Source organism: Paenibacillus gansuensis (genome assembly GCF_042684925.1).
In the GTDB taxonomy this organism is placed as follows: domain Bacteria; phylum Bacillota; class Bacilli; order Paenibacillales; family DY6; genus Paenibacillus_N; species Paenibacillus_N gansuensis.
This window is the reverse complement of sequence record NZ_JBHUME010000002.1, coordinates 213233-239863: the sequence shown is the minus strand read 5'-3', so window position 1 is coordinate 239863 and position 26631 is coordinate 213233. Positions and strand designations below refer to the sequence as shown.

Annotated in this window: 27 protein-coding genes; 20 read left to right on the top strand and 7 right to left on the bottom strand. The window is 50.4% G+C overall.

What is annotated here, in order from left to right; all coding sequences use genetic code 11:
- The first annotated feature begins 17 nt into the window (after positions 1 to 17).
- The 3 genes from ACFSUF_RS01320 (at position 18) to ACFSUF_RS01310 (ending at position 3061) form a co-directional block, all read left to right on the top strand.
- Positions 18 to 749: an adenosylcobinamide amidohydrolase gene (locus ACFSUF_RS01320; protein ID WP_377599341.1), complete on the top strand. Its 732-nt coding sequence runs from the start codon at positions 18 to 20 to the stop codon at positions 747 to 749.
- A gap of 4 nt (positions 750 to 753) precedes the next feature.
- A complete protein-coding gene (gene cbiB, locus ACFSUF_RS01315; RefSeq protein ID WP_377599339.1) occupies positions 754 to 1713 on the top strand; it encodes an adenosylcobinamide-phosphate synthase CbiB in 960 nt (319 codons plus the stop codon).
- 88 nt (positions 1714 to 1801) lie between these two features.
- Positions 1802 to 3061, top strand: coding sequence for an FAD-binding protein (locus tag ACFSUF_RS01310; RefSeq protein ID WP_377599337.1), 1260 nt, complete (start codon positions 1802 to 1804; stop codon positions 3059 to 3061).
- Positions 3062 to 3071: 10 nt separating this feature from the next.
- On the opposite strand, the gene ACFSUF_RS01305 is transcribed toward ACFSUF_RS01310, so the two are convergent.
- Both ACFSUF_RS01305 and ACFSUF_RS01300 read right to left on the bottom strand, forming a co-directional pair.
- Positions 3072 to 3776, bottom strand: a complete 705-nt coding sequence (locus ACFSUF_RS01305) for a DUF421 domain-containing protein (RefSeq protein WP_377599335.1) — start codon at positions 3774 to 3776, stop codon at positions 3072 to 3074.
- 90 nt (positions 3777 to 3866) lie between these two features.
- The gene (locus ACFSUF_RS01300; protein ID WP_377599333.1) at positions 3867 to 4730 is read right to left on the bottom strand and encodes an alpha/beta fold hydrolase; all 864 of its coding nucleotides are present in this window, start codon (positions 4728 to 4730) and stop codon (positions 3867 to 3869) included.
- A 118-nt stretch (positions 4731 to 4848) separates the two neighbouring features.
- On the opposite strand from ACFSUF_RS01300, the gene ACFSUF_RS01295 reads away from it, so the two are divergent.
- The 4 genes from ACFSUF_RS01295 (at position 4849) to ACFSUF_RS01280 (ending at position 6975) form a co-directional block, all read left to right on the top strand.
- Complete coding sequence (locus tag ACFSUF_RS01295; protein WP_377599331.1) at positions 4849 to 5307, top strand: hypothetical protein; 459 nt, start codon at positions 4849 to 4851, stop codon at positions 5305 to 5307.
- Positions 5280 to 5780, top strand: a complete 501-nt coding sequence (locus tag ACFSUF_RS01290; RefSeq protein ID WP_377599329.1) for a GNAT family N-acetyltransferase — start codon at positions 5280 to 5282, stop codon at positions 5778 to 5780. The genes ACFSUF_RS01295 and ACFSUF_RS01290 overlap by 28 nt, the downstream gene beginning before the upstream one ends.
- 84 nt (positions 5781 to 5864) lie before the next feature.
- Positions 5865 to 6422, top strand: coding sequence for a dihydrofolate reductase family protein (locus ACFSUF_RS01285; RefSeq protein WP_377599327.1), 558 nt, complete (start codon positions 5865 to 5867; stop codon positions 6420 to 6422).
- A 40-nt stretch (positions 6423 to 6462) separates the two neighbouring features.
- Positions 6463 to 6975: a GNAT family N-acetyltransferase gene (locus ACFSUF_RS01280; RefSeq protein WP_377599325.1), complete on the top strand. Its 513-nt coding sequence runs from the start codon at positions 6463 to 6465 to the stop codon at positions 6973 to 6975.
- 305 nt (positions 6976 to 7280) lie between these two features.
- Here the strand turns inward: ACFSUF_RS01280 and ACFSUF_RS01275 are convergent, their stop codons facing one another.
- Positions 7281 to 9005 (bottom strand): ABC transporter ATP-binding protein, encoded by a 1725-nt coding sequence (locus ACFSUF_RS01275; RefSeq protein ID WP_377599323.1) that lies wholly within the window; start codon positions 9003 to 9005, stop codon positions 7281 to 7283.
- Between the two features lie 384 nt (positions 9006 to 9389).
- Here ACFSUF_RS01275 and ACFSUF_RS01270 point away from each other — a divergent pair, with 384 nt between their 5' ends.
- Positions 9390 to 10136, top strand: coding sequence for a hypothetical protein (locus ACFSUF_RS01270; protein ID WP_377599321.1), 747 nt, complete (start codon positions 9390 to 9392; stop codon positions 10134 to 10136).
- A 66-nt stretch (positions 10137 to 10202) separates the two neighbouring features.
- The gene (locus ACFSUF_RS01265) at positions 10203 to 10784 is read left to right on the top strand and encodes a Crp/Fnr family transcriptional regulator (protein ID WP_377600200.1); all 582 of its coding nucleotides are present in this window, start codon (positions 10203 to 10205) and stop codon (positions 10782 to 10784) included.
- Positions 10785 to 10793: 9 nt separating this feature from the next.
- Here ACFSUF_RS01265 and ACFSUF_RS01260 read toward each other — a convergent pair whose 3' ends face one another.
- Positions 10794 to 11462: a DUF4386 domain-containing protein gene (locus tag ACFSUF_RS01260; protein WP_377599319.1), complete on the bottom strand. Its 669-nt coding sequence runs from the start codon at positions 11460 to 11462 to the stop codon at positions 10794 to 10796.
- A 101-nt stretch (positions 11463 to 11563) separates the two neighbouring features.
- Here ACFSUF_RS01260 and ACFSUF_RS01255 point away from each other — a divergent pair, with 101 nt between their 5' ends.
- On the top strand, positions 11564 to 12490 hold the full coding sequence (locus ACFSUF_RS01255) for a phosphotransferase family protein (protein WP_377599317.1): 927 nt from the start codon (positions 11564 to 11566) through the stop codon (positions 12488 to 12490).
- Positions 12491 to 12524: 34 nt separating this feature from the next.
- Positions 12525 to 13616: a mandelate racemase/muconate lactonizing enzyme family protein gene (locus tag ACFSUF_RS01250; protein ID WP_377599315.1), complete on the top strand. Its 1092-nt coding sequence runs from the start codon at positions 12525 to 12527 to the stop codon at positions 13614 to 13616.
- On the opposite strand, the gene ACFSUF_RS01245 is transcribed toward ACFSUF_RS01250, so the two are convergent.
- Together ACFSUF_RS01245 and ACFSUF_RS01240 are read right to left on the bottom strand one after the other, a co-directional pair.
- Positions 13613 to 16870 carry a DEAD/DEAH box helicase gene (locus ACFSUF_RS01245; RefSeq protein ID WP_377599314.1) on the bottom strand — a complete coding sequence of 1086 codons (3258 nt, stop codon included), beginning with the start codon at positions 16868 to 16870 and terminating at the stop codon, positions 13613 to 13615. The genes ACFSUF_RS01250 and ACFSUF_RS01245 overlap by 4 nt on opposite strands.
- A 116-nt stretch (positions 16871 to 16986) precedes the next feature.
- Entirely contained in the window at positions 16987 to 17391 is a 405-nt protein-coding gene (locus ACFSUF_RS01240; RefSeq protein WP_377599312.1) for a pyridoxamine 5'-phosphate oxidase family protein, read from the bottom strand.
- A 151-nt stretch (positions 17392 to 17542) separates the two neighbouring features.
- Here ACFSUF_RS01240 and ACFSUF_RS01235 point away from each other — a divergent pair, with 151 nt between their 5' ends.
- The 6 genes from ACFSUF_RS01235 to ACFSUF_RS01210 all read left to right on the top strand — a co-directional run bounded on the left by ACFSUF_RS01235 (position 17543) and on the right by ACFSUF_RS01210 (position 21886).
- On the top strand, positions 17543 to 18889 hold the full coding sequence (locus tag ACFSUF_RS01235; protein WP_377599310.1) for a sensor histidine kinase: 1347 nt from the start codon (positions 17543 to 17545) through the stop codon (positions 18887 to 18889).
- Complete coding sequence (locus tag ACFSUF_RS01230; protein WP_377599308.1) at positions 18886 to 19503, top strand: response regulator; 618 nt, start codon at positions 18886 to 18888, stop codon at positions 19501 to 19503. Before ACFSUF_RS01235 ends, ACFSUF_RS01230 begins: the two co-directional genes overlap by 4 nt.
- Positions 19504 to 19588: 85 nt before the next feature.
- Entirely contained in the window at positions 19589 to 20023 is a 435-nt protein-coding gene (locus ACFSUF_RS01225) for a thiol-disulfide oxidoreductase DCC family protein (RefSeq protein ID WP_377599306.1), read from the top strand.
- Positions 20013 to 20417, top strand: a complete 405-nt coding sequence (locus ACFSUF_RS01220) for a DoxX-like family protein (RefSeq protein WP_377599305.1) — start codon at positions 20013 to 20015, stop codon at positions 20415 to 20417. The genes ACFSUF_RS01225 and ACFSUF_RS01220 overlap by 11 nt, the downstream gene beginning before the upstream one ends.
- 83 nt (positions 20418 to 20500) lie before the next feature.
- Complete coding sequence (locus ACFSUF_RS01215) at positions 20501 to 20962, top strand: hypothetical protein (RefSeq protein ID WP_377599303.1); 462 nt, start codon at positions 20501 to 20503, stop codon at positions 20960 to 20962.
- 15 nt (positions 20963 to 20977) lie between these two features.
- On the top strand, positions 20978 to 21886 hold the full coding sequence (locus ACFSUF_RS01210) for an AraC family transcriptional regulator (protein ID WP_377599301.1): 909 nt from the start codon (positions 20978 to 20980) through the stop codon (positions 21884 to 21886).
- On the opposite strand, the gene ACFSUF_RS01205 is transcribed toward ACFSUF_RS01210, so the two are convergent.
- Positions 21883 to 23289 carry a family 43 glycosylhydrolase gene (locus tag ACFSUF_RS01205; protein WP_377599300.1) on the bottom strand — a complete coding sequence of 469 codons (1407 nt, stop codon included), beginning with the start codon at positions 23287 to 23289 and terminating at the stop codon, positions 21883 to 21885. The genes ACFSUF_RS01210 and ACFSUF_RS01205 overlap by 4 nt on opposite strands.
- A 476-nt stretch (positions 23290 to 23765) precedes the next feature.
- On the opposite strand from ACFSUF_RS01205, the gene ACFSUF_RS01200 reads away from it, so the two are divergent.
- The 3 genes from ACFSUF_RS01200 to ACFSUF_RS01190 all read left to right on the top strand — a co-directional run bounded on the left by ACFSUF_RS01200 (position 23766) and on the right by ACFSUF_RS01190 (position 26630).
- Positions 23766 to 23936: a hypothetical protein gene (locus ACFSUF_RS01200; protein ID WP_377599298.1), complete on the top strand. Its 171-nt coding sequence runs from the start codon at positions 23766 to 23768 to the stop codon at positions 23934 to 23936.
- Between the two features lie 693 nt (positions 23937 to 24629).
- A complete protein-coding gene (locus tag ACFSUF_RS01195) occupies positions 24630 to 25088 on the top strand; it encodes a GNAT family N-acetyltransferase (RefSeq protein WP_377599296.1) in 459 nt (152 codons plus the stop codon).
- Positions 25089 to 25280: 192 nt separating this feature from the next.
- Positions 25281 to 26630, top strand: coding sequence for an APC family permease (locus ACFSUF_RS01190; RefSeq protein WP_377599294.1), 1350 nt, complete (start codon positions 25281 to 25283; stop codon positions 26628 to 26630).
- The last annotated feature ends 1 nt before the right edge of the window (position 26631 follow it).

The window sequence follows — 26631 nt, the reverse complement described above, 5'->3', positions numbered from 1 at the left end:
AGACAGGAGTTTAGGATATGGCACAGCCTTTTAGGGAACATGGTGATAAAAAAAGCATTCCTTACCGGTCCGCATTGCTAACGGATTGGCAAATTAGGTTCGAGGACAAGGACCGGATCGTGTTCCGTGCGGGAAAGCCGGCGGATGTTCTGAGCAGTGCTGTGTACGGCGGGGGCTGGCGGAAAGCGGACCATCTGGTGAATTGGAAAGTCCCGCTTAGTTTTGACTGCACGGATCCGGTTGCCATGATGCAGAGGCAGTTGAACGTATGGGGATACCCTGAACAGTCGACGTCCGGGTTGCAGACGGCGGCTCATCTGACGCATGCTTCTGTTGCAGAGGAACAGGGAGACGGCTATAAGCTGTTGGTCTGCTCTACCGCGGGTACCTCTAATGCAGCAAGAGCCGGCCAGCCGCGGACTACCTTTGCTGCGTATCGTGCAGGGACGATCAATATCGTCGTGATCATGGAGGGCCGGATGGCAGCAAGCGCGATGGTCAATGCGGTGATTACCATAAGCGAGGCCAAAGCTGCCGCATTGCAGGATGCAGGCATTGTGGATACCGAGAACGGGCTCAGCGCAACAGGAACCACGACGGATGCAGTTGCCCTTGCGGTAACCCAGACTGGCCCGGAGGAACTGGAGCACCGTTACGCGGGGGCGGCCACCGCCATCGGCAACGCGATCGGCCGGCTTGTGTATTTGACGGTCAGCGAAGCGGTCCGCACGCAAAAGGAGGATGCATAGGATTATGCTGCATCCTTTTATTTTTGCGGCCGCTTATGTGACCGACCTGCTGGTCGGCGACCCGCGGCAGCTGCCGCATCCGGTTGTCGCCATAGGTCGCGCGACCGCCCTGCTGGAGCGGGGCATCCGGCGCACGGTCCGCTCGGACCGCGGCTTGAAACTCGCGGGCTTTGCTTTTCCGCTCGCGCTCGTCGGCGGCTCCTTCGCGCTGACGTGGGCGCTGCTGCGGCTGCTGGCGATGGTCCATCCGTGGCTGGCCGTAGCGGCTGAGGTGTGGCTGATCGCCACCACCGTTGCCGCCAAAGGCCTGGCCCAAGCCGGGATGGACATCTTCCGCCGCCTCGCAGCGGGAGACCTGCCCGCCGCGCGCAAGGCTCTCGGCATGGTTGTCGGCAGAGATACCGACAACCTGAACGAGGCCGAGATCACGCGCGGCGCGGTGGAGACCGTCGCCGAGAATATCGTCGACGGGATTATCTCGCCGCTGTTCTATGCGGCGATCGGCGGCGCTCCGCTGGCGATGGCGTACCGGGCCGCGAATACGCTTGACTCGATGGTGGGGTACCGGAACGACCGCTACCAGCATCTCGGCTTCGCTTCGGCCCGGTTCGACGATCTCGCCAACTGGATCCCGGCCCGGTTGACCGTGCTGGCACTGGCCGCCGCAGCCTTCTTGATGAGGCTGCCGGCAGGCCGCCTGCTGCGCACGGTCGCCCGGGATGCGCGCCGCCATCCGAGCCCGAACAGCGGGTACCCTGAATCCGCCGTAGCCGGCGCGCTGGGCGTGCAGCTCGGCGGACTGAACTACTACTCGGGCGTGCCTTCGGACCGCGCCAGGATGGGCGATCCTCTGCAGCCGCTGCAGGCCGGCCACATCCGCCGGACCGTGCAGCTGATGTATTTGTCCTCCGCCTTGTTTACCGCGGCGGTTACAGGGCTGCTCTTGTTATTTTCACTCAGCTGACTCCACAAAGGTTCTTTTTAACGCAGCAAGGACTTCCTGACTTTTTGTAGAATGGTTCCTATAACCGGCAAGAAGGGAGCAAGCAGATATGGAGAATAGACGGAATTGGGCAGGAAACTACACTTACAACGCCAAAGAGATGCATATTCCGGAAACGGTGGAGGAAGTGCAGGAACTTGTGGCCCGCAGCAAGCAAATGAAAGTACTTGGAACCCGCCATTCCTTTAATGGAATCGCGGACACGCCAGGAAGCCATCTGTCCCTGCAAAAGCTCAACCGCGTAATATCCCTGGACCGTATCCAAAACACCGTTACGGTGGAAGCCGGGATTCGTTACGGGGAGTTAGGCAGCTACCTGAACAGTCAAGGCTATGCGCTGCCTAATTTGGCCTCGCTTCCGCACATTACAGTGGCAGGGGCTGTCGCCACGGCAACGCATGGCTCGGGAAACAGGAACGCTTCTCTTGCCGCGTCGGTACAATCCTTAGAGATGGTCCAGGCGGACGGGGAAGCGGCAGTCTTCTCTCATGGCGGGGAAGATAGTAAGTTCGCAGGAACCGTTGTTCATCTCGGGGGCCTTGGGGTTGTGACAAAGCTCACTTTGAATGTCGTTCCAACGTTTGAAATAACCCAATATGTGTACGACGATTTGCGGTTGGAGGTACTGGAGCGGCATTTCGACGAACTTTTCTCAAGCGCCTATAGTGTCAGCCTGTTTACGGACTGGAAACGCCCGGTTTTTAATCAGGTTTGGGTGAAGCGCAAGGTTGATGCTGGCCGGACCGAAATTCCGTTAGATGAGGTGTTCGGCGCCCAAAAAGCCGATACCAAGCGCCATCCCGTGCCCGGGTCTTCCGCTGAGAATTGCAGCGAGCAGCTTGGCATTCCGGGGCCGTGGCACGAGCGGCTGCCTCACTTCCGCATGGATTTCACGCCCAGTGCAGGAGAGGAATTGCAGAGCGAATATTTCGTGCCCCGGCACGCCGCTTACGATGCCTTGCTGGCGTTAAATGAAATCCGGGATCGCATAGCACCGCTCCTGTATATCTCGGAAGTACGCACGATTGCCGCAGATGAACTGTGGATGAGTCCTTGCTACCGTCAGGATTCAACGGCATTTCATTTCACATGGAAACCGGACTGGAAAGCAGTTCAGCAAGTGCTGCCCTTGATCGAGCGTCAGCTGGCACCCTTCCAGGCTCGTCCGCATTGGGGAAAACTGTTTACGATGGATCCGGACTATGTCCAGTCTCTATACACGAGATACGCCGACTTCAGGCAGCTGCTCTTGAATAGGGACCCTGACGGAAAGTTCCGAAACAGCTTCTTGACTTCTTATTTTTTGTAAAATTGATGTTTTAACGGGAGCGGCGGCCTTCATGCTCCGCCGTTTCTGCTACATACAATCCTTCCCCCGTTCGCCACTCTGCGTACAAAACGTTCTCCGCATCGCCGTAACCTTTGTTTATCAATTCCTTACGCAGCCACAATTCATCTTTGCCCAGCAAGAGCAGTTGTTCCTTCTGAATTTCCCCGTCTTCGATCAGTCCGGCCCCAGGATGCTGTTCCTTTTCCGGCAAGTCGAAATCTTCCCGTGTAACCTGGTCGTACCCGGATTTTTTCAGCACACTGAGGCCCCCGTTCGTTTCCAGCAGGGCGTACGCAACTTCCCGGATTGAAAACACATCCCTTTGCCGCAGCATCATCTGTAATTGTTCAAAATCCATGTTGTTCCGGTGCATCTGCCGCACATTTACTTTTCCGTCCTCGATCAGCAGCACGGGGCTTCCGTCCAGCGGACGGCGCAGCGTTTTGAACTTATAGGTCACCTTTTCCAGCGTAAAACTCAGCAAAGCCCAGAAAGCCAGCGCGTACAGCAGGCGCGAGAAATGTACCTCTTTATCGTAGACCGTGTTACCGACAATCTCGCTAAGCATCAGGGAAGAAATGAAGTCGAAAGGGGTCAGCTGGGCAATCTCTTTTTTGCCTAACAGCCGGGTCATCAGCCATAATCCGATAAATCCCGTCAGCAGCTTTACGCTGATATACAGTAAATCGGCCATCTGCACTCCCTCCTTTTTCAATTACTTAAACCCAGCCGATCCCGTTCTAACCTTCTCCCCGCCGCCATTTTTCCCCAAACTTATTTCCTGTTACAACGGAGCCAATATCTGCCCGAAAAAGTCCTTGATCATATGAGAAATTTGCACGCTCTGCTCCTCGAGGACAAAATGCCCCCCGCACAACAGGGAAGTTTGGCTATAGCTTACGACTTGATTGAAGAAAAGGGCCCCATCCAAAGTGAAAATGAAATCGTTCTTCCCCCAGGCAACTAGGACGGGAGGCTGATATCTGCGCAAATATTGCTGCCAGACCGGATATTGTTCCACATTCGTTCTGTAATCGTACCCCAGCTCAAGCTGGATGCTGCTGTTGCCCGGCCGATCCAGCAAGGGCTGATCCATATTGTATCCATCGGGGCTGATGAAATAAGGCTGGCAAGCTCCTTGTAAATACTGCCTTCTGGTGAAATCAAACGTGATCACTTGGGCAAAAGCGGCTTCCGTCCGGGGATTGCGGTCCGCCCACAGTGCTTTAAACAGGTCGAACGGCTGGCCTAAACCTTCTTCGTTTACCACTGTATTTTGTATGACAAAACCTGCCACACGCCGCGGATTTCGGATTGCCATTCGGAAGCCGACAGGTCCGCCGTAATCGTGAACGTATAGGATCATCTGGCGTATCCCCATTGCATCTAACAGCTTCTCCACAAGGATCGAAATATGTTCAAACGTATACGAAAACTCCTGCGGGGACGGGGCACTGCTATTGCCGTAGCCGGGATAATCCGGGGCTATGACATGGAACCGGTCGGCTAACAGCGGGATGAGGTCGCGGAACATAAAGGAGGACGTGGGGAACCCGTGCAGCAGGACGATGGCAGGCATCCCGGGAGACCCGGCTTCACGGAAAAAGAGGTCGATTCCTTCGATATTCATTTTTTTATACCGTATCATGGGAACAACTCCTCGGAACTAAGGTTTTTACCAACCTATGCGGGGCAGGGTTATCCAAAGTCCGTTATGGAACTAAACACGGGTGATTTTCGTTATATTACCAAACAGGAGGTGCGGTATGAATCCCACGATCAAAAGAATGGTGATGCAGCTTGTCTATGTGGCCGTGTTTCTCTTCCTATGCAAAATAGGGCTGGAATGGCAGTCCGACTATTTACAGAATGCAACCCGCGGTTATCACCGTTTTGAGAACAATGTAAGGGAGATACATCTTGTTTCTTGCTTGCTTCCCTTAGGTTTGGGCGTCCTGCTGGCGCTGCCCCGCCTTAGAAAGCTAATGAGGCAGCCAGGCACTTGGAGGGTAGACTGGTTCTCCCTGATCATCGTCGGTTTGCCGGCACTGTATGTGCTGTTGCTGCCTATCTTTTTATACTCAGGTATACGCCTAAGTTACTTGCCTCTTGGTAAAACCCTAATTACCAGCTCAGGGGGGTTGAACACAGCGACCACTTTAAGCGGTGTAATTTTAGGTTACTTATGGATCGTCGTTTGGAAGCGGGGGAGGGACACGGAATGAGCTGTGAGCTTGTGTTTTTTCGGAAGGCTTGGGAGAACGAGCTGAAGGCTTTTGTTTTAGATGAATCGCAGATGGATTATGTATTTTTACCTGCAAAAGCTTTAGATGTTCTAAATGACGAATTTTGTTTTTCCGTGGTTATTCTTTGGGAGGATGTGCCTGTCGGTTTTTTTGTTCTCCACTTCAGCGAAGAAGTCAGCCTTTTTACGGATCACGAATATGCTGTCTTCCTGCGGGCTTTTTCTATTAACCAAAAGCATCAAGGAAAGGGCTACGCCAAAGCAGCTCTGAACCAACTGCAAAATTTCATGCAAACCCATTTCCCACAAATATCAGAGGTTGTATTAACCGTGAACGAGAACAATGTGCCGGCCCAGCGGTTGTATGAGGAATCCGGTTTTTCCTATGTAGGGAAGAACAAACAAGGCAGAAGCGGGATGGAGTTAGGAATGCATATTTTGCTCAAAAGATGAGAGTTTAGGTGGCGGCTCTATTAAATTTCGAAATTGTTAAATAGTAGACATCGGTAATAACTAAATTCCCCTTAGGAGAATAAGATGCGAAAATTGATTGCTCAAGAGTTAGTCTCAATGGACGGTTTTTTTGCGGGACCAAACGGCGAGATAGATTGGCATAACGTCGATGATGAATATAGCGAGTACGCGAAAGACTTTCTCGATACATTAGACGTTCTTTTATTCGGGCGTGTTACTTATCAACTTATGGAAGACTACTGGATAACAGCGTCCGGTGACATTGCCCACAAAATGAATACGTTACCCAAGATTGTTTTTTCGAAAACCTTAAAGAACGTTGGATGGCAAAATACAAGACTAGTTGTAGACCATGTTGTTGACGAAATCAAGAATCTCAAGAGCCAGTCAGGCAAGGACTTAGCAATTTTAGGGAGCGGTGACTTAGTTTCATATTTGATGAACGCAGGACTGATTGATGAATATCAAATTACGGTAGTTCCTGTTGTTATGGGAACTGGTAAACCATTATTCAAAGACATTCATGATAGAGTGAATATGAAACTATTAAAATCAAAGACACTTCGCTCTGGGAGTGTCCAACTTTTTTATCAACCGCTCGGAAGAGAAGGATTGTCCTAGAAAAGTTACTTTGATATATACGACCAAAGGGGGGAATAGATTGTCGATTACATTGAAACGATTAAAAACGCAAGATCAAGTAGACTTGCTAGATACTGAATTTTCCAAGCATTATCCCTGGTTTACACAAAGCAACTATCATGAAACATGCTTAGCCGAGAATGAAGCGGGCACCAGAGTTACCATGTTAGCTTATTACAATGATGATCTTGCTGGGTGCTGTCATCTGCTTCGCAAATCGAAATATCCTTATTTTGAACAGCTTCATATACCTGAAATTAATAACCTAAATGTGTTTCCACAGTATAGAAAACAAAGGGTAGCGAGTACCCTGCTTGACGAGTTAGAAAACATAGCTGCTATGTACTCCAAATTCGTTGGCTTGGGAGTCGGATTATATAAAGACTATGGAAATGCTCAACGCATGTATTGTAAGAGAGGCTATGTTTTAGACGGGAATGGAGTTACATATCAAAATGTTGAAGTGAACCCTGGAACAACTGTTATGGTGGATGATGATTTGCTTTTGTATTTAATGAAAGAAGTTCAGTAATAAGAATGCGAAGAAGTGTTGATTCCCGCGATTATGGTAACGTTTTTCGTTATTATGCTGCGCCATTACTGTATTTCCACGTTTTTTGCGAAAAGTTCGGGACAAACGACCATGAATTACCATAATCGGCAGTGACATATACATAATAAGGAGAATGGTGGTTGTTTGTTGCGGTGAATTAAGGTAATCAGGCGACAGGATAAGGAAATTGATTACCATAGCACAAAGGTACAGCGGGATTCCATCATGTCACGGGGTAAAGTTAAATAAGCAGAAAAGCCGCGGTTAGCCCCCGCGGCTTTTTCCTACTTGGAATACAATTGGGCGTACACACTGCCCCGTTCCATCAATTCCTCATGTGTTCCTTCTTCTGCGATCCCTTCATTGGAAAGGACTAAGATTCGATCCGCGCCTCGAATGGTCGACAGGCGATGAGCAATGACAATGGTGGTCCGGCCCTTGGACAGCAGGTCCAAGGAATCTTTCACGATGCTCTCGCTTTCATTGTCCAGCGCACTTGTTGCTTCATCCAGGATGAGGATCGGAGGGTCTTTCAAAAATACTCTGGCAATGCTAAGCCTCTGCCGTTGCCCGCCGGAGAGCATGACGCCCCGCTGGCCGATTTCAGTGTGATAACCTTCGGCTAAACCCATGATGAAATCATGAGCGTTGGCGCGCTTTGCCGCCTCGATAATTTCTTCCTCACCCGCGCCGGGTTTTCCGTAACGAATGTTGTCGATAACGGTTCCGGCAAACAGGTACACGTCCTGCTGGACAATCCCGATCTTGCTACGCAGCGACGACAGGTCCGCTTGGCGGACATCGAGGCCATCTACCAATACCTGACCCTCTGTTACGTCATAAAACCGCGGAATCAAGGAACATAACGTGGTCTTGCCTGCACCCGACGGACCGACGAGCGCTACAAACTGGCCAGGCTCTACACGAAGAGTTACATCACGAAGCACAGGCGATAGATGATTCTCGTAACGGAACGTTACATTGCGGAACTCTATCCTTCCTGAGACATCAGTCAGCTTCTCGGCCCGGTTACTGTTTCTGATATCAGGCTGCAGATTCATGATGTCCATAAAGCGCTGGAAGCCGGTAATGCCCTCCTGAAATTGCGTGCTCATATGGGTCAGCTTCTGCATAGGTTCCACCAGAAACCCCACATACAGCAAAAAGGTGATCAAATCCGCCAAATCCAGCATGTCACCTACAATGAGGGTGCTTCCCATGATAATGATCGTGATCGTAATGAGTTGGATGATGGTTTCAAAGCTGTTATAAAATACGGCTTCCGTACGGTACGTTGTTTTACGGCTGTGAAGAAAAAGATGATTAATATGATCGAACTTTTCCTTTTCCACATGTTCATTGGCAAAAGACTGCACCACACGGATTCCGGCTAAGCTGTCCTCTACCTGAGCGTTTACCTCCGCTATCTTTTCTTTGTTTGCCGTCAAAGCCCGGTTCAGCTTCTTGTTGCTGTAGAAAGAGAGAAAGCCCAGCAGCGGGAAGAAGCAAAAGACGACTAACGTAAACGGTGTGTTGATGAACAGCAGGATCACAAAAGCGCCGATCAGGCGGACAAAATACTTCATGTAATCTTCAGGACCATGATGGTACAGCTCGGACAGAAGGAGCAGGTCGTTCGTAATGCGGGACATCAGTTCGCCGGTCTTGCGCTTGTCGAAGAAGCGAAAGGATAATCTCTGCATGTGTGTAAACAGCTCGCTGCGCATATCCCGTTCCATCCGGGCTCCGATCTCATGCCCTCTGTAGTCTACGATATAGTTGCCGACATGCTGGACAGCAGTCAGGACGAGCATCAGCGCGCCAACCCGGTACACTTCACCCATCGCTTTCGTCAAATCGCCGGCCAGCACTTCTTTGGTAATATAGCGTACGAGCAATGGAAATACGAGACTCACTGCAGAAGTGAGAAAGGCACAGAACAACACAAGTGTAAATACTTTTGCATAAGGTCTATAGTAGGACAGAAATTTACGTACCGGAAATCGCATAAATACCCCTTTATGATTTTTAGGCTGCACATAAGGGGATATTGTGCCGCTTTACTGTTGCGGACCACCCTTACGTACTGAGGTTGACGGCGTCATTGTTTTCATGATTATGCCTCCTTGTTTAGAATTACCCCCATTATACGGGAGAGACTGCGGGGGCAGTAAGGAAGATTTCATTAAAATCATACTTTCCCCAGATGGTTCTATCGATTTTCTTTACGGATATTTCCGCTGAGTACACAGCCGGTGCCGAACATGGTACCGGCTTTTTTTTTCTTAACGCCAGATCCAAGAAACAGGAATCCAAAATAGGGAATTAGTGGGATTTTATAAGTTATTGCTAACAGGTATGATTACTACTAGAAAAGAGAGGAGCACACCAACATGAATGACTTGCAGACACACACTTTAAACTCGAGGCCTGAATCCTTAGGGGTGATTTCCTTACTAAGGGAGACGTTACAATTTTGCGTAAGGCATATAGGCCCGCTGCTGTTCATTCTGTTCAGTGTCGCCATTCCATGGGAACTGCTGGACTATTTGTTTTTGAACGAAGGATCCGATATATCGAAATGGGGAATTAAGACGGCTGTCAGCGTGATATTGGGTATGGTTGTCCAGTCCTTTACAACGGCGGCCGTTATCGCTTATATGTACCGCGTACTCCTGCAGAAATCATCAATAACCATGGTTCAGGCCTACTGGTTAAGTTATCCATATGGGCTGTGGTTGTTCGGATACACTTTGCTGGTCATAGCCGCTACAGGGTTGGGGCTGCTGTTCCTGCTTGTCCCTGGAATCTTCTTCTTAGCCAGGTTTGCTTTATACCAATGCGTCATCATGTTTGAAGGAACAGAGAAGAACCCGTTGTCCCGAAGCAATGCACTGGTAAAAGGGCATACCTGGGGCATATTGGCGTCTCTTGTCCTCTTAATTATGCTCGCGATGGCGTTGCAATGGGTGTTTCAACAAACAATGGGAATACCTCTTTTGGAGCTGCCGCTTCTGTGGATGTTTGTTTACAATTTGGCAGCCCATGTTATTTTCACAATCTCTACCGTATGGACGGTTTTGGCCTACATCAGGCTTCGGAACATGGAACACCCACAGGCGGAAATCGTGCTGGCGTGAAGATAAGGGATGCTCCATAATAAAGAGTAACTAAGCCACGTACTATGAATGAACGGGGGACTGCGTATCAAAGACATTTTGTATCAATCCATGAGCAGGCTTACTTCACTCTCCAAAGAAGAGCAGCAGGCCATAGTTGATGAACTTGTGATACGTGATTTCCCCAAAGGCACCGTCCTCCTAAGTCAGGGAGACCTGCCCCACAGCTGTTACTTTATATTAAAGGGATGCATCCGGCAGTATTCGATCGACGAATCCGGAAAAGAGGTTACATCCAACTTTTATACGGAGGAGCAGGCGGTTACGGTATTTAACCAACACAAGAACGATAAACTATCGGACTATACGTATACGTGTGTGGAAGACTCCACTGTGGTTGTTGGAGAATTGGCTGTCGAACAGGACATGTACCGCAAATACACTCCCTTGGAGACGATGACCCGGAGGATGATCGAGGAGTTTTTTGGCCGGATGCAGGAAGAGTTCTCCGCTTTCATCGCTTCGTCCCCGGAAGAGCGCTATAAGGTGCTTTTGCAAAAAAGGCCTCATCTCATGGACAGGGTTCCCCAGCACCAGTTGGCGAGCTATCTTGGCATGACACCGGAATCTCTAAGCAGAATCAAGAAGAGGATCCATAACAGCGGATAATTTCATAGCTCAATCTTTTTTGCCGCCTCTAAATACCAGCCATATCGCAAGCCCCAATTCTCCTGCAGCCATAGGCAATGTAAATACATAAGTCAACAACGAAATGAAACCTTTGAGTTCCGCAAACAACAAGCTGGATAGGTGTATGGAAATATAACCTGCGGAAGCTGCCAGCAGCAGGACGCCGATCCATTTAGGGATAAAACCCGATTGGAGAGTCAACCGTCCAATAATAGCCAGATGTACGCCGAACAGGATCAGGCCCATAGACCACATCGATTCAAAAGCATTCAAGTAAAGCATTACCTGTTCTTCCGAAGCGCCCGGATGGACTGAACTGTCCAAAAGCAGCTGAACAAACAGCAAATTCATAACAGCCAACGCCAACAGTGCTGTATAGATCAGGCGGAACCAGGCTCCGAGCAGGGAAAGAGACGAGTTCACAGGTTTCAGAAATTCATACAATCCCCAAGCAGCCACTAAGTCACAAAGCACAATCACGAACCAGCCGAAAATTTCACCTGTGAACAGGTTTTTGGAAGTCATCAGATGCTGAAAGGTCGCTTGCGGGTCCCCGTCCACTACAAGGATTCCATGAGCGTAACCGTACGAGAAAAAGGCGGCCGCCGCCATAATCAGTAGTGCCAGACCGGCTGTAACAGCCCATTGTCGCTGCATTTGTTAGCCCCCTATATTAGTAATGGTATGATTATAACAAGAGGGCTGCAGCGTCTCATTGACTTAAGTCAACGGCAGCAAGACAGAAAGGGATAATTGGAATGAAAGCGAATGAACTTCTTTATACGGAAATTGTAAAACGTCATCTTGGCACAAACCTGAAGCTGGCAGATAGTCAGGTTCTCCTGAGTAAGGAAGATTACGTTGTAGTATCGATAACAACAGAACAGCCGTCTCACCGGCTGATTTTAAAGCTGGCGGGACCCAATGCCCCTTTGGATGCTCCGTTCGACCGCACCTATGCGATGAACCAACGGGTACGGCAGGAGACTAGTGTGCCTACTTTTGAAGCGATTGCTTATGATATGTCCAGCTCCGTTGTTCCCTATCGTTACCTGATGATGACACAGGTCGAGGGACGGCTTTGGGCCGAAGTCAGGCATGACCTTCATGACGATGACCGGTGCGGGATCTACCGTCAGCTTGGAAATGCGGTTGCACAGCTGCACCGTATCGAATATATCGGCTTTGGAGAGCCTGGAAACGGGGACGAAACTACCCGAGCGAAGGTGACCGATTACCTGGCTGCTCTATCCGATAGGGCTAGAAGAAGAATCAGGAACGCCGGGCACCTGGATTTATTCCTTGCTCTTCTTCAAGCAAACAAAGACGTGTTCAATAGCATTGTTACTCCCCGATTAACCCATGAGGATCTGCATCCGGGGAATATCCTCGTGAGATGTACGCATGGTCAGTGGGAACTCGCTGGAATCCTTGATTTTGACAGTGCCTGGGCGGGAGGATGCGAATCGGATTTGGCAAGGCTGGAATTATGGCGGGGGATGACCGGGCCGGGATTTTTCGAGGAATACCGCCAGGTGAATCCGATTTCCGAGGGCTACCCTCTTCGCTCATCTTTTTACCAGCTGCTATGGTGTCTGGAATACGCGGATCCGTCTGAACAACATCACACGGATACAAAGCTGATCTGCGACCGCTTGGGAATTCCGGCTATCACCTTTTTGTAGGAAGGCTTCGGAAGTCATGAGAGGGGAGACTACTTTGAAAATTACGCAGGTCGCCTGCTATTTCAGCTCAGGCATATTTTATGTCAGAGTCGATACAGAAGAAGGAGTTTCAGGATACGGGGAATGCAGCCGGATGAATAACGAGGCCGTGCTGGCCTTAGTTCGGACGGTCATTGCACCTGCTGTCATCGGAATGAGCGTGTTTGACGGGGAAAGAATCGAAGAAAAGGTTATGACGCGGAATTATAAAATCTCGGGTCAATTGCTTGCTATGGCCTACAGCGGTGTGGAGATGGCAATATGGGATGCAAAGGCGGTCTATCTTGGACAGCCCATTTATAATTTGCTAGGCGGGTCCTATCGCGACCGGGTAGATGCATATGGCTCCAGCCTTCAGCGTGATCTTGGCATCGAGGAAGAGGCGGAGCGGCTAAAAGAAGCAGCCGTTACCTTGAAGCTTCGGGCCGTCAAAATCAAAACAGGTCCAAGAATGGGAAGAGGACCTGCGGAGCTGAAGAGGGATGCGGCTAAGGTGAAGCGGGTACGCAAAGAGTTGGGACCGGATATAGAGCTAATGGTAGACGGAAACTCTTCGTATACTTATATGCAGGCCGTTCAGTTATTTCATATGATCGAAGACTGCAGGCTTTATCATTACGAAGAACCTTGTCCTTATGACGACGTGGAAGCTTATGTGAAGCTGGCTAACCGGCTGCCCGTGCCCATACATGTTGGGGAACAGGATTGGAATCTATATACGTTCCGCGAATTTATTGCGCGCGGAGCGTGTCATTACTACGCCGTTGACGCGGTCAAATGCGGTGGATTTGCGAACGCCATGCGCGCAACCGTCCTATGCAAGGCATTCGGCATCCAATATGTACCCCACAATACCTCTCAGGGTATCGGGTTGGCAGCTACGCTGCAGCTTGCCGCAACGGTACCTCACTTCGGCGGCTATGTGGAGTACCGCATTTTAAGCGAGGACCACGGGAGCCAATACCTGGCCGACAAGCTGCAGTTGCTCGACGGCGGTTTCCGGATACCGGATGGCCCGGGTCTTGGTATTCGTATGGATCATGAGCGGATGGATAAAGAGCTGCAGCAAGTGGTATTCAGGCCTTAAATCATCAGCACCTCGCGGATATCCTCCTCGGTCCATGCCGAATGAGACTCTTCTCCAGGGCGCAGCACCTCGTCAATGAGGTGTTTTTTTCGTTGCTGCAGGGCATACATTTTCTCTTCAACGGTCCCTTGGGCGACGAGGCGGATGACATGGACCACCTTCGTCTGTCCCATGCGGTATGCACGGTCAGCGGCCTGTTCCTCCACGGCGGGATTCCACCACAAATCATATAATATGACCGTATCTGCTCCCGTCAGATTGAGCCCGGTACCGCCGGCTTTGAGCGAGATGAGGAACAGTTCGCGTTCGCCTTCATTGAACCGCCGGCACAGGTCGACTCTTTCCGCCGAAGGCGTCTGGCCGTCCAGATAAAAGAACGGAATACCCCTGTACCCCAGCTCGCGGCCGATCAGGTCCAGCATTCCTGTGAACTGGGAGAAGATAAGCGGACGCTTCCCCGCACTGCGGCAGTCTTCGATAATCTGGAGCAGCTGCTCAAACTTCGCGGAACTCCCCTGATACCCCTCCACAAAAAGCCCCGGATGGCAGCAGATCTGCCGAAGGCGCGTCAACCCGGCGAGAATCCGGATTTTGTGCTTCTGATACCCGTCCACGCTCAAATGCTTCAGCGTCTCTTTCTGCAGCTTGGCGAGATAGGAGACATACAATCTCTTTTGTTCAGGCAGCAGCCCGATAGACTGGAGCGATTCAATTTTCTCAGGCAGCTCTTTGAGCACGTCCGTTTTCAATCTTCTCAGCAGGAAAGGTCGCGATCTCCGGGCCGCCTGTTCGGCAGTCCACGTCTGAAATTCTTTGAGATCCGGGAACAATTCCGGGAACACCGCGTCAAAAATAGACCAAAGCTCGTCCAGCCTGTTCTCCACAGGCGTACCTGTCAACGCAAACCGATGCCGCGCCCGAAGCTGTTTCACGGCCCTGGCCGTTTGGGTCGTCACGTTCTTGAATGCCTGGGCCTCATCCAGCAGCAACGTATGAAAGGGGACTCCTGCGTAAAATTTCACATCTTTCCGGAGCAGCGGATAGGAGGTGATCAGAACATCCGCGCGTTCGGGATTGCTTATGATTCTTCCGCGGGTTTGCGAAGATCCCTCAACAATGGCCGCCTTGATCTCCGGAGCAAACTTCTTGAGTTCGTTCAGCCAATTATAAAGAAGGGAAGCGGGGCACACGATCAGGGCCGGCTGCCCGGAACTTCGAATCTGCTCAAGCTCGGATAGGAGAAAGGCAATGCTTTGCAGTGTTTTCCCTAAGCCCATATCGTCCGCAAGAATACCGCCAAAGCGGTAGCGGGCCAGCATTTTCATCCACTGAAAACCATACTTTTGATATTCACGCAGAGTCGAACTCAACGTTTCCGGCACCGGAATATCCATTAAGTCCGGATTACGAAGGTGCGCCATGAGCTGTCTAACGGATCTGCCAAAGCTGACGATTCCGGTTCCGCCGTCCTCCTGACTGCCTTCCCACAGACGCAGCCCCCTGAGCACCGGGACTTCGGCTTTAAGCTCCTTCAAGCCGCCGCTGTAAATATCAAGCTGTTTCAGAATCCGCTGCACTTCTTCAAACCGCCGCTCGATAGGCAGCAGCGCACCGCTGCGGAGCTTGTGGTATCTGCGCTTTTCCTCCACAGATTGAATGACCTCCCGGATTTCCGCTTCCGGAATTCCCCGTATGTCGAATGTGATTTCCAGCCATTCATTCCGGTGGTCGGCATCCACCGTGATCAGGGGAACGGCGTTCCCCTGAAAGAGGCGCTCTTTCACTGCCGAGGTGGCATAGACCTGTACCAGTTTTTCCAATTCAGGCAAAATCGTATAAAGAAACGAAAACTCGGTTTCCTCGTCCGTCATAAAGTACCCGGCTTCCGTCCGGGTAAAACCGCCCAGCTCCATCCATTCCAGAATGCGCCGTTCTTCCTCGCCGCTCCGCATCAGGATCCGGTCCGTACGCGCAGAAGCGGGGTCGGCCAGAGGGTTAATGACGAGATCGCCGTATACGAACTCCAGTCCGGCAAGCAGCCGGTCACGGACCCGGTCCAGATAAAGCTTCGCCTTCAAGGGAGCCAGGTCCATACGTTCCGAAACCGAAGGTGCGATCACTACCTGTCCGAGCTTCATCAGCCCCGGTACGGCCTGGTCCATGAATGCTTCCATCTGTGCAGGCTGGAGGGGGATTGCGCTTTCTCCCGTTTCTTCCAATAAAGCTTTCATCCCTGCCAGCCGGGCCGATTGTTCTGTTGATAAAGTCCAGCATTCCCCTCCCGACAGGACGAGTTTGTATCCTTCAAACACAGTCAATACATTCAATCCGTCTATAGACAGGCTATAACCCGATACAGGCGAGTAATCCAGTCGGAACTGAAGAGGCAATTCCGCCTGGCTGCTCGGGCGGAGCCCTGAATTCTGCGTCCCTTGGTGTTCTACCGTTACGGAGCTGCAGGAAGTCAACAAAGGGTACAGCACTTCCCAGGACATCGGGGGGATAACGAACGGCCGCCGGACCTGAGCGGGAGATGCCGCCAGCGGGGCTTCGTAGATCGCCTCGCTGCCGGCGATTGCTGCAAACCGGCGCAGAACCGCATCGGTACGAGGATCGATCGTATGCAGTTCCGGCTGATAGATCAGTCCGGATGAAACACGGTACGCTTCCTTGCGTTCCATATGCAGCAGGAAAGCTCTCAGGTCCGCTATCCGGACCATGCTATCCAGCCCTGCGGACACTTCCGCTTGGAACAAATTCGTCCCTTGACCTTGCGGTACGGGGCTAAGGCGGATTTCCACCTGAAGAGACGTTCTAGTCTCAAAAAGTGCGCGGTCCGCCGTTGTTAAAGCCGCTTTCGGGCTTCTCGCAAAAAGCCCCAGCAGCTGCGAAGAGACTTGAGCTGAGCTGTCAGGGAATGCGGCGGTACGGGAACCCGTAATCTGAGAGGGATGTCCATACTGCTGGCGGTGTTGAATGGAAAGCAGCACCGCCGCCGCATGGGAGCATAACAGGCGGTATGACTCTAGGGAAGGACAGGTGCATTCGGCCTGCACTTCGTCCTTTCCGAGAAGCTCTACCTTGACTTGATAACTGCTGTTCCGGTTAGGGGTAACGATGCCCTCGAAACGGCGTTCATCCGCGGGAACGGCAGCCAGCCGGACTTTGCCCGCCCTGTAGTAGGAAGCTCCCTTATTATATGAAGTTGTGCCGCACAGCGACTTGATGCCTTTACCGGTAAGCTCGTAGTTCACGGTGGTACCTTCCCCTTGAATGGAGTTTGATAATATACGATTAATGATAACAGAAAAAAGCTCCCGCAGCAGGTTCTTGCCGCAGGAGCCCCGTGATCCATTTTGCCGTGTACTCGTTACCCTTCCCACACTTCCAGATTCATGTCCTTGTCGGAAAACTCAACCCTGGATGGGGTAATTACCAAAACGACATAATCCGGATCGTCCGGGCCGCTGAACCAATGTTCAAACTCCCGGTTCCAAATTTTGCTGCGCAGTTCCGGATCATCGCTGACTTTGCCGGTTCCTTCGAGGGAGACAGTCTCTTTGTCCATGCCAAAAAGAAGATGCACATGCGGATTGGCTTCAAGTTCCTCCACTTTATGCGTTTTCCGGTCTGTAGCTAAATATACGGTCATTTGTTCATGAAATAGCATCATATAACGGACTTTCGGGCGATTTCCCTCAACGGTAGCAAATGAACATACAGGATTGCGGTCCATTGCCTGCATAATGCGATGCTGCAAATTAGATTGATCCATGTGTCCTCACGTCCTTCTCTTTATTATTCTCCATATATTACCCAGAGTCGCACCGTGTCAATCCCTGCACGATGTTTCCCGCTTATCCGCCTGTTCAAAATATGCTACGATGAATGTACTTGAATCCAACGATGTAACGGAGGGCTCCTCCATGCTGCTGTACTTTCTGTCTTTGCTTGCAGCCGCGGCGGTCGTTGCAGGAAACGATCCCCGGTCATGTACTACCCGTTGGCTGGCCTTCTTTCTGGTATCCGCCTCCCTTGGAGGACTGGCTGAATTGATACATACCCCGGAGAGGTATAGGAACGCCTATGCCGTGATGACCTTTTTGAATCATACCCTGACTCCATACAGCGTGCTCATGTATGCCTTAAATTCCTGTACTTGCATGCCGGAAAACCGGCTGATCAAAGCAGGGGTGCTTCTGCTCTTACCCGTTCCGCTAACCGCTGTATTTACTTTTGCAGCTGAGGACTTCCGGCTGCCGTTCGGTCTGATTTTGGCCTGGGCCGGAGTCTACTACGTTTCCACCTGTATCCTGTTACTCCGTGCTTATCTTCGGGAGAGCAAGCCTTTGCTGAAAAAGAAACGCGGAATTGCAGCTCTTTTGCTGATACCGACTCTCCTTGCCGTCCTATTCTTTATTAATGTAACGCGTGTGTTTCGTCCCGATTTTCTATTCTTTCCTTATGTAGCCGTGTTTGTAGGGTTTTCGTTTGCGGCGGGGCTGTGGTTCGCGTTCCGGACGGGAGTCCTGGGCGTTCGGCTCCGGATGGAACGGGAAAGCATGGAAATGGCATTGAAGGCGGTCAGTTCCGGAACGTCTATGCTGAATCATACAATCAAAAACGAAATCGGCAAAATCTCTATCAGCACCGACAATCTAAAGGCCTCGCTAGGGAAGCACGGGGAGGAGCCGGCCGTTCGTGAGTCGCTGCGGATCATTTCCCATGCAGCTGAACATATGCGCGCCATGGCGGACCGAATTCATCGTCAAGCCCAGGAACTGGTTATGGAGCCGGGACCTGTTTCATTGTCCGTATTGGTTGAGGAAATGCTGCAAGAGCATCAGTCTTTGTTGGCAAAAGGCCGGATTGAGGCTGTTTCAGACTTCAGAGCAGATCCGGTTCTCCAAGCAGACAGGGTGCACTTGAAGGAAGCCGTTGGCAACCTGCTGCGCAATGCCGTTGAGGCGATGCCGGGAGGGGGTATTCTCACGATTTCTATTCAAGAGTTTAGCGGTTATGTGATGCTGGAGCTGACAGATACGGGGAGCGGGATACCGGAACATTTGGTGGGTGCGGCTGCGGAGCCTTTTTTCACAACCAAAAACAGAAACGGCAACTTCGGACTAGGCCTTACTTATGTATACAATGTGATGAACCGCATAGGCGGAGAGCTTCAAATTGTCAGCAAAGAGGGGCAGGGAACGACTGCCAGTCTGTTGTTTCCAGGCAAGCTGGTAATCCATAGTAACCTGGAGGTGAGGAGTGAATGAAGCCTGTACGCGTGATTTTGGTGGAGGACGATTCTGATTGGGCTTCAGCCATGTTGTCGTTTTTGGAGCGGGAGGGAGATTTGAAGCTGGTTGGAACAGCGGCGGACCGGGATTCTGCGTTAGCGCTGTTCTCCACAGTTGAAGCAGAAGTGGTGCTGATGGACATCCAGTTGGGAAGCGGCGGGTTGGAGGGGATAAGGCTGGCCGTGGACATGAGCGAGATCCGGCCGGTCAAAATCATCATGCTGACGTCACTGGAAGACGAGCAGGTGATCACCCGGGCTTTCACAGCAGGGGCCGTCAATTATGTGCGCAAAACCGACTATCGTCAGCTGCCCGCCGCCATTCGTTCGGCGGTGACGGACGGGTCTCCCATGGAAATATTGATCAGGGAATTTGGCAGGCTTAAGCGGGAGGAACAGCTGGCTCCTTTAACGGCTGCGGAGCGGGAAGTATTCGAGCTGCTGGAAGAGGGGTACACGAAGCCGCAGATTCAAAGGAAGCTGTTCAAAACCGAAAGCACGATCAAGAACCAGATGAACAAACTGCTCAAAAAGCTCGGCGTACGCAGCGGCAAAGAGGCCGTAGAGAAAGTGAAGAGAAAGGGCCTATAGAAGATAGGACTGAACACCGGATCACCTTAGGGGTATACTTGCTTTAAGAGCAGAGGCAGGGGAAGAAAGCAGGTGGTTACACAATATGAAGGAACATGATTTGCTTCTCATCGACGGCGAATGTATGCTATGCGCTCATGTAACCCGGTTTGTCATAGCCCGGGACCGGGAGGACCGGTTCCGGTTTGCCGCTTTGCAATCGCAGACAGGACAGCGGCTGCTGAAGGAGCATGGGGAGGAACCCGGCCGGATGGACAGCTTCGTCCTTGTACGGGGTGACAGAATGTATATGCGCTCGGCGGCTGCGCTTCGTGTGCTGCAGGGATTAGGCGGTGCTTGGCGTCTAGCAGTCTTCTTCCTTGTTGTGCCGCGCTTTGTGCGGGATGCGGTATACAATATGGTTGCCCGCAACCGGTATCGTTGGTTTGGAACACAAGACGTATGCCTGTGGCGGACTCCGGAGATTCAACGCAAGTTTATCGATGAATGGAAAGGAGAGGACGGCGTATATGAAGGATAATAAATGGGATCCGTTCACAATCGTTCATTACCTGGCCGTTGGATTTCTTGTCCTGGTCTGGCTCTATGTCGGTATCGTGCCGAAACTCCTGTTTCCGGACAGCGGGGAGATCGCTTTGATGCAGAAGACTGGCATGTTTCCGGGAAAAGAAGCGTTCCTCGTTACCGTGCTCGGGGGCGCCGAGGCGGCTTGGGGGATTATCCTGGCTGTGTTGCACCGATCTCGGCGGGTTCACCTGCTGAACATCATTGGATTGCTGCTGCTTCTTCTAGCCGGGCTCGGCAGTTCTCGAGATATGCTGCAGGCTCCTTTTAACCCGATTACACTAACGGTTCCTATGCTGGGTCTCGCTTTGATCGGCTGGGTAACGGCGGGAGGCCGCAAAGAAATCTAGTTCAATTTAGGTCCAGGCACACTTTCATAATATTCCTTAATATGGTAAATTTTGAGGTATCTTTAGTCAAAGGGTGTGCTTTTATGGAGCCGGGTAGACATGCTATTAAGTATCCTTTTAGTTGGCTGGTAGTTAGTTTGGCGGCTTTGCAGGTGATTTTATTTTCCTATATGAACTTCAATTACATTGACCGCCATCATCCCTTCCTATTGTTTATTGGCACTATTGTAGTTTTAATTCTATATGGTTGCTTGCTGTCCGGTTCCATTTATCTAGGTCTGCAGCCATCCGGGGAGCTGGTGTTCCAGGATCATAGCTTGATCGTGAACGGTGTCGATTTGCAGGCTAAGGAGATTGCGGAAATCCGTATTCAGGGATATTTTCGGGAGGAGTATGGCATTCGGCTGCACGACAAACGGATCGTTCCCGTAAAGCTGTGTTTCCGCTTCGTGCAGCCGGATGATCCCGCTGTTCAACAGCTCAAGCAATGGGGGGCAGTTAATCAGATTCCTTTAGTTAGAAAGCCTTTTACCAGGTGGATTTAGCGTAGTTACAATGGGGTGAAGAAGCTGTCATATTTTGTTTTTACTTGCCCGCCCGTTCCGCATTTTATTGCAGGCTGGGAAGATCTGATGCCTGCGGGGAAAGCCCATGTGACGAGGGAGCCCATCGGCGTATTTGATTTGCTTTATGTTGAGGACGGGGTTATGCCGATCCGTGAAGGAGACAACGAATGGGAGCTGAGCGGCGGCGAATTGCTGATTTTGCGGCCTGACCGGGCGCACGGCGGTCCTGCAGGGTGCCGCAGGAGTACTTTTTACTACTGGGTGCATTTTCACGCGCCGGGGTTATGGATGGAAGTTGATTCGCTGGTGAATGTGCCGCCTGTCCGGCAAGCTTATAAGGATGATCAGCTCAATAACCAGAGTACTTACCAGGTAGTCATTCCAAGAAGTATAAAAGTCCGTGATACGGTATCTATGGGCTGGCTGTTTCGTGAACTGGTGGCATTAAATTATACGTTAGATAACCAGAGGAAATTCAAGCAGCAATATTTGTTTCAAAAGCTGCTGTTGTCCATAGCCGTAACCGAAGGAGCCGAGACGAACTTCATCCCGAATACGCTGGCCCACCGGATCGCGGCTTATTTGCAGGAGAGGTATAGGCAGCCGATCACCTACCGTGATTTGGAAGCCGAATTTCATTTTCATCAAAATTATATTTCTAAAGTATTTAAACACGCATTCGGCTGCACACCGCATGTGTACTTGATGAAATGGCGCATCGATGCCGCAAGGCAGCTGCTTGAGGACTCACAGGAGGAAATCCGGATGATTGCGGAACGCTGCGGTTTTATAGATTCCAGTAATTTCACCAAGGGCTTCGCAGCGATTGTTGGCATAACGCCCAGGGAATATAGAAAAATGAAAAAGAACCCCCGTATGGTACGGAGGTTCGCAGAAGGTTAATTGGGCGCGATGTCGATGCAGTCAATTTGGGCGTAATTCGAGCCTTTGGTAAACCGTATCGTATTATTCCCTGCATTCAACTGGATCGCCACATGCGCATTACTCCAATTGCCCCATTTGGTATCAGGGTAGTCAAGAGTTGTACCCGCTCCACCGTTGATAGAAAGTTGGTGGGAAGACCACCCGTTGGAACCGTTATCGTACCTTACCGTCATTCTGTACTTACCTGCAGTCGGTACATTCACTGTAAATTCTACATAGCTGTCGGAAAAGTCAATATGCCCGACACCCTGACCGCCGGAAGTATTGGACAGAGTCTGAATTTGAGCGTTGTGCACTACTGCTTGTTCCGCTTCGTACCGGTCATGCGCGGAATCTCCTGCTGCTAGGGCAATTGGAGAGTTAGGGGATACCGGGGATCCCAAATTCGGCGTGTTGTCTGCATTCCAAGTAAATTTTTGCGCTCTCACGCTGCGTGTCCAACTGGCTCCATCCCAACGTGCCGCATGATAGATATTCCAGTTTTCCGTTCCGTTAGGGGATTGAACCAGTGCGTTATGGCCGGGACCGTAGACGCCGTTCGCACTTTGGAAAATAGGCGAAGATTGTTTCGACCAGCTGGATGCCAGAAGCAAATTGCTTGAAGCGTTAGCCGTCACCAGACCGAGACAATAGCCGTTCGTCCAGCTGCCGCTCGCCGAATAGAGCAAATTGACCTTACCGTTGCGGATATAGGCTTGCGGGCCTTCGTTCACCCGAGGCGTCGTGTTTGTTTCCCAGGAATAGACGGGGGAGGCGATTTTCACGCGGCTTCCGCTAATAGTCCAAGGATTGCTCATCGGTGCGATATAAATGTTCTGGTAATCATTCACTGTACCTTCCCAGCCTGACCATATGAAATACAGGCTGCTGCCGTTCTGCAGCACGACCCCGTCAATAGCCCAGCGGTCGTTGTTCGGATCCGCTACTTTTCCTTTAAAATTCCACGTACCGCTGAATGGGTCGGACGATGTGTTTTCCAAAGCATACATGCGGTGATTGTTGTTATTTCCGTTGTCAGCAGCGAAATAGACGTACCAGGCATTGTTGATGTACTGAATTTCCGGTGCCCAGATATTGCTGCTGTACATGGTTCCGGAAGCAGGAGTCCAGATGACCTTTCCAGGGTCGGTGTAAAGATTGGAAATGGATTTGGATCTCCATAGAGTTACATTTCCCCCGGTTGTTACAGTAGAATAGTAATAACCGTCCGTATGTTTCCAGACGGAGGGGTCTGCACCATCCGCTTTAACAATATTGTAGAAATTAGAGGTTGCTGCTCCCGTAGCAATACCGGATACACTGAACATAGAGAACAGCATGGTGAATACAAGAAGAATTTGTAGCGGATGTTTCTTTCTCATAAATTCAACACCTTTCATCTTATTATTGAAAGCGCCTTCATAAATGATTTTACTTGAGACTAGGCGTAATTCAAAAGCGGCTTTTGCAACCTAAAATGGTGAAAAGACAACCTGTCTATGTAAAAAACCGAAGTGCTCGATTGTTCGGTTTGCCATGGCCTGAAAAGGTCTCAGCTATTCGCTCATGTCATGCAATTGTAACCGCCGGCTTGATAGGGCGCTCCGTTCTCCCCGTGAAAATGGTCGGCGTGAATTCTTTGCCATGCAATTAGCCCAACCGTAAAATAGTACGAATCCGGATGAAAATGAACCGCCACCGATGAGATATAAGTACGATGGCGCCAGGTCGCCGAAATCCCCCGCTTTCTAATTTGCATAAACAAACATAAAATGTGGTGCCGGGTCAAGAATGAAAAACCCCAGCAACTATACGAACAGGTACTCCGTCAAAAGTGTTATAACAGGGGGTGCTTTATTTGGTAAATCGTTTAGTTCTGCTCATGTTGGTACTTTGGGGAACCTGGTCTATTGATGGAACGGCTTTTGCGGATTGGGCACACAAAATTGTCGTTAATGATGGAAAAAGCTACATTGTAACCGATCAGCAGATCAACGCCAGTCAAATTGGCACCAAAGTAGCGAGGTAACTTCCTATTCAGATGTAGAAGGCACCTACTCAGGCAATTTTTCAAATACCTTTCCAAAAGGCACGGAATATTACAGCATCAAAGGGAAGACCGACAAAGAACAAATCGCCATCAAAAAAGGCGGCAACTCCTTCATCCGAGCCGATTACAACGGTCCATACAAAGGAAGAACGCAGATCAACTGGCAGGTTCTGCTGTGGAGCTGTATACTGCTTAGTGCGATGATATTTTGCTATATGTACGTTAAGAAAGATGTTGGTAAATAGGAGGAAACAATGATCGTCACCAGAGTGTGTCATTTATTACAGATCGATAAATTAAATCATGGGATCGTGCGCGACCGGAAATGAACGGCTTGATTCATGGGATTCAATTCCTCCATTCAATGTCGTTGAGCTGTTTAACTTCGAACTAGTTAATCCCCAGCAAGTGTCTGAAAACGTCATTCAAGCGCTGTTTAACTTAACGGAGACCTTTCTCTTTGATTACTTTTGGATGATTATGTTCCGCGACAGTGAGATCATAAAGTACCAAAGTTACCTGAAGGAAACGATGGTATTTTCAAAAAAGTACACCTTCCAAGGGGAGCTGTGTTATCGATATAAGCCGCCTGGCTGGTAGAGCTGGACGATTGAAGAGTAACGCAAGTATAATAAAATACATCTAAACAGCATTGGATTAGGGGTGTTTCGGTTGGAAATCAAACGCGATGATGTGACAGGACCCGAAATTATCGGATTAATTACGGAGCATCTGCAAAGCATGCACCTACATTCTCCGCCGGAAAGCGTGCATGCGCTGAATTTGGACGGACTGCGGAGTCCGGATGTGACGTTTTGGACCATTTGGGATCAACAGGAGCTTCTCGGCTGCGGGGCGGTCAAAGAACTGGACGGCAGCCATGGTGAGATTAAATCGATGCGGACCGCTTCGGCCCATCTTCGCAAAGGTGTCGCCAGGCGCATGATGGAACATATTATCGAAGAGGCTAAGCAGCGCGGATATAAGCGATTGAGCCTGGAAACCGGGTCGATGGAGGCATTCGAGCCTGCTAGAAAGCTGTACGAAAACTTCGGCTTCGAGTACTGCGGACCGTTTGGAGATTATGCGGAGGATCCTTATAGTGCGTTTATGACAAAAGAATTGAAATAACAGAGAAGCTGCCGGCACAATGTTCCGGCAGCTTTTTTGAATCCGCCGATTATGCAAAAATGACTAGTTCATTTAGTTTTGCATAGCGAAATTGACTAAAAGCAGCCCTTTAACTATACATCTGATGCTATTTATGGATTGGCACATATTTTGCTCATGTAATCATGAGATGAATGTAAAGGAGACTGATCTATGCAAACAGGTGTTAACGAACCGGTTACGTTAAGAAAGTCGCTTAAGCTCAGTCATATCATTATTTTGGGTCTTGGCTACATGACGCCCACCACGGTTTTTGATACGTACGGTATCGTGACAGGGGTTACAGACGGTCATGTGCCGGCCGCCTATCTGCTTACGCTAATCGCCATTATGTTTACAGCAGTCAGTTACGGACATATGGTACGCGCTTATCCTGTAGCAGGATCCGCCTATACGTATGCACGGAAAGCGATTCACGAGAAAGCAGGTTTTATGGTCGGATGGATTGCTATGCTGGACTACATCTTCCTGCCTATGATCAATGTGCTTTTGGGCAAAATTTATCTAGGATCCGCGTTTCCAGGCGTCCCCGGCTGGGTGTGGGTGATCGCGATGACTTTGTTACTAACGCTTGTGAACGTGAGAAGCAATAATATTGTTGCCAATTTTAACTCGGTTCTGGTTTACTTTCAATTCGCCGTTGTCGGTATTTTTATTGCATTGGTGCTCAGCAAATTGTGGGGTGGTTCAGAAGCCTCGTTTACGTTTGCACCGTTCGCGAGCGACAATATGTCCATGTCCGCTTTGCTCGCAGGCGCTTCTATCCTGTGCTTTTCCTTCCTTGGCTTTGACGCGGTAACGACCTATACCGAAGAGACTGCCGATCCGAAGAAAACCATACCTCTCAGCATCTACTGGGTTAGCCTTATCGGGGGAGGCATCTTCATCACGGTCGGTTACCTGGCTTCACTGCTCTTTCCGGATGTATCACAGTTCCAGGATCCCGAAGCCGCTTCCCCGGAAATCGCCTATATTCTGGGCGGCAGCTTGTTCCAAGCCATCTTCCTGGCTGGAGCCGTCGCTTCCACTGTAGCTTCCGGCATCGCTTCGCATATGAGCGCATCCAGGCTGCTATATGCAATGGGTCGGGAAGATGTGCTGCCTAAGCGAGTGTTCGGGGTATTATCAGCACGATATCGGACACCTGTTCTTAATGTAATCATTATTGGCGGTTTCTGTTTAACCGCGTTATTTCTTGATTTATCGACAGCGATTCAATTTATCAATTTTGGAGCTTTAACCGCCTTTACCGCAGTCAACTTATCCGTCATTTTTCATTATGTCATTCAGGGGAAAGCGCGAGGACCTAAGGCAGTGTTGAATTATGTAGCCGTCCCCGTGCTGGGTACAGCGTTTATTGTCTTCTTGTGGAGCAATTTGGAGAGACCGTCCCTCCTGCTGGGGCTAGGCTGGACGGTGCTCGGTATCATCTATCTGTTATATTCAACACGAGTGTTTTCATCAAAACTGCCTGCCCGGGATACGTTCGACGAAAATTTATAAA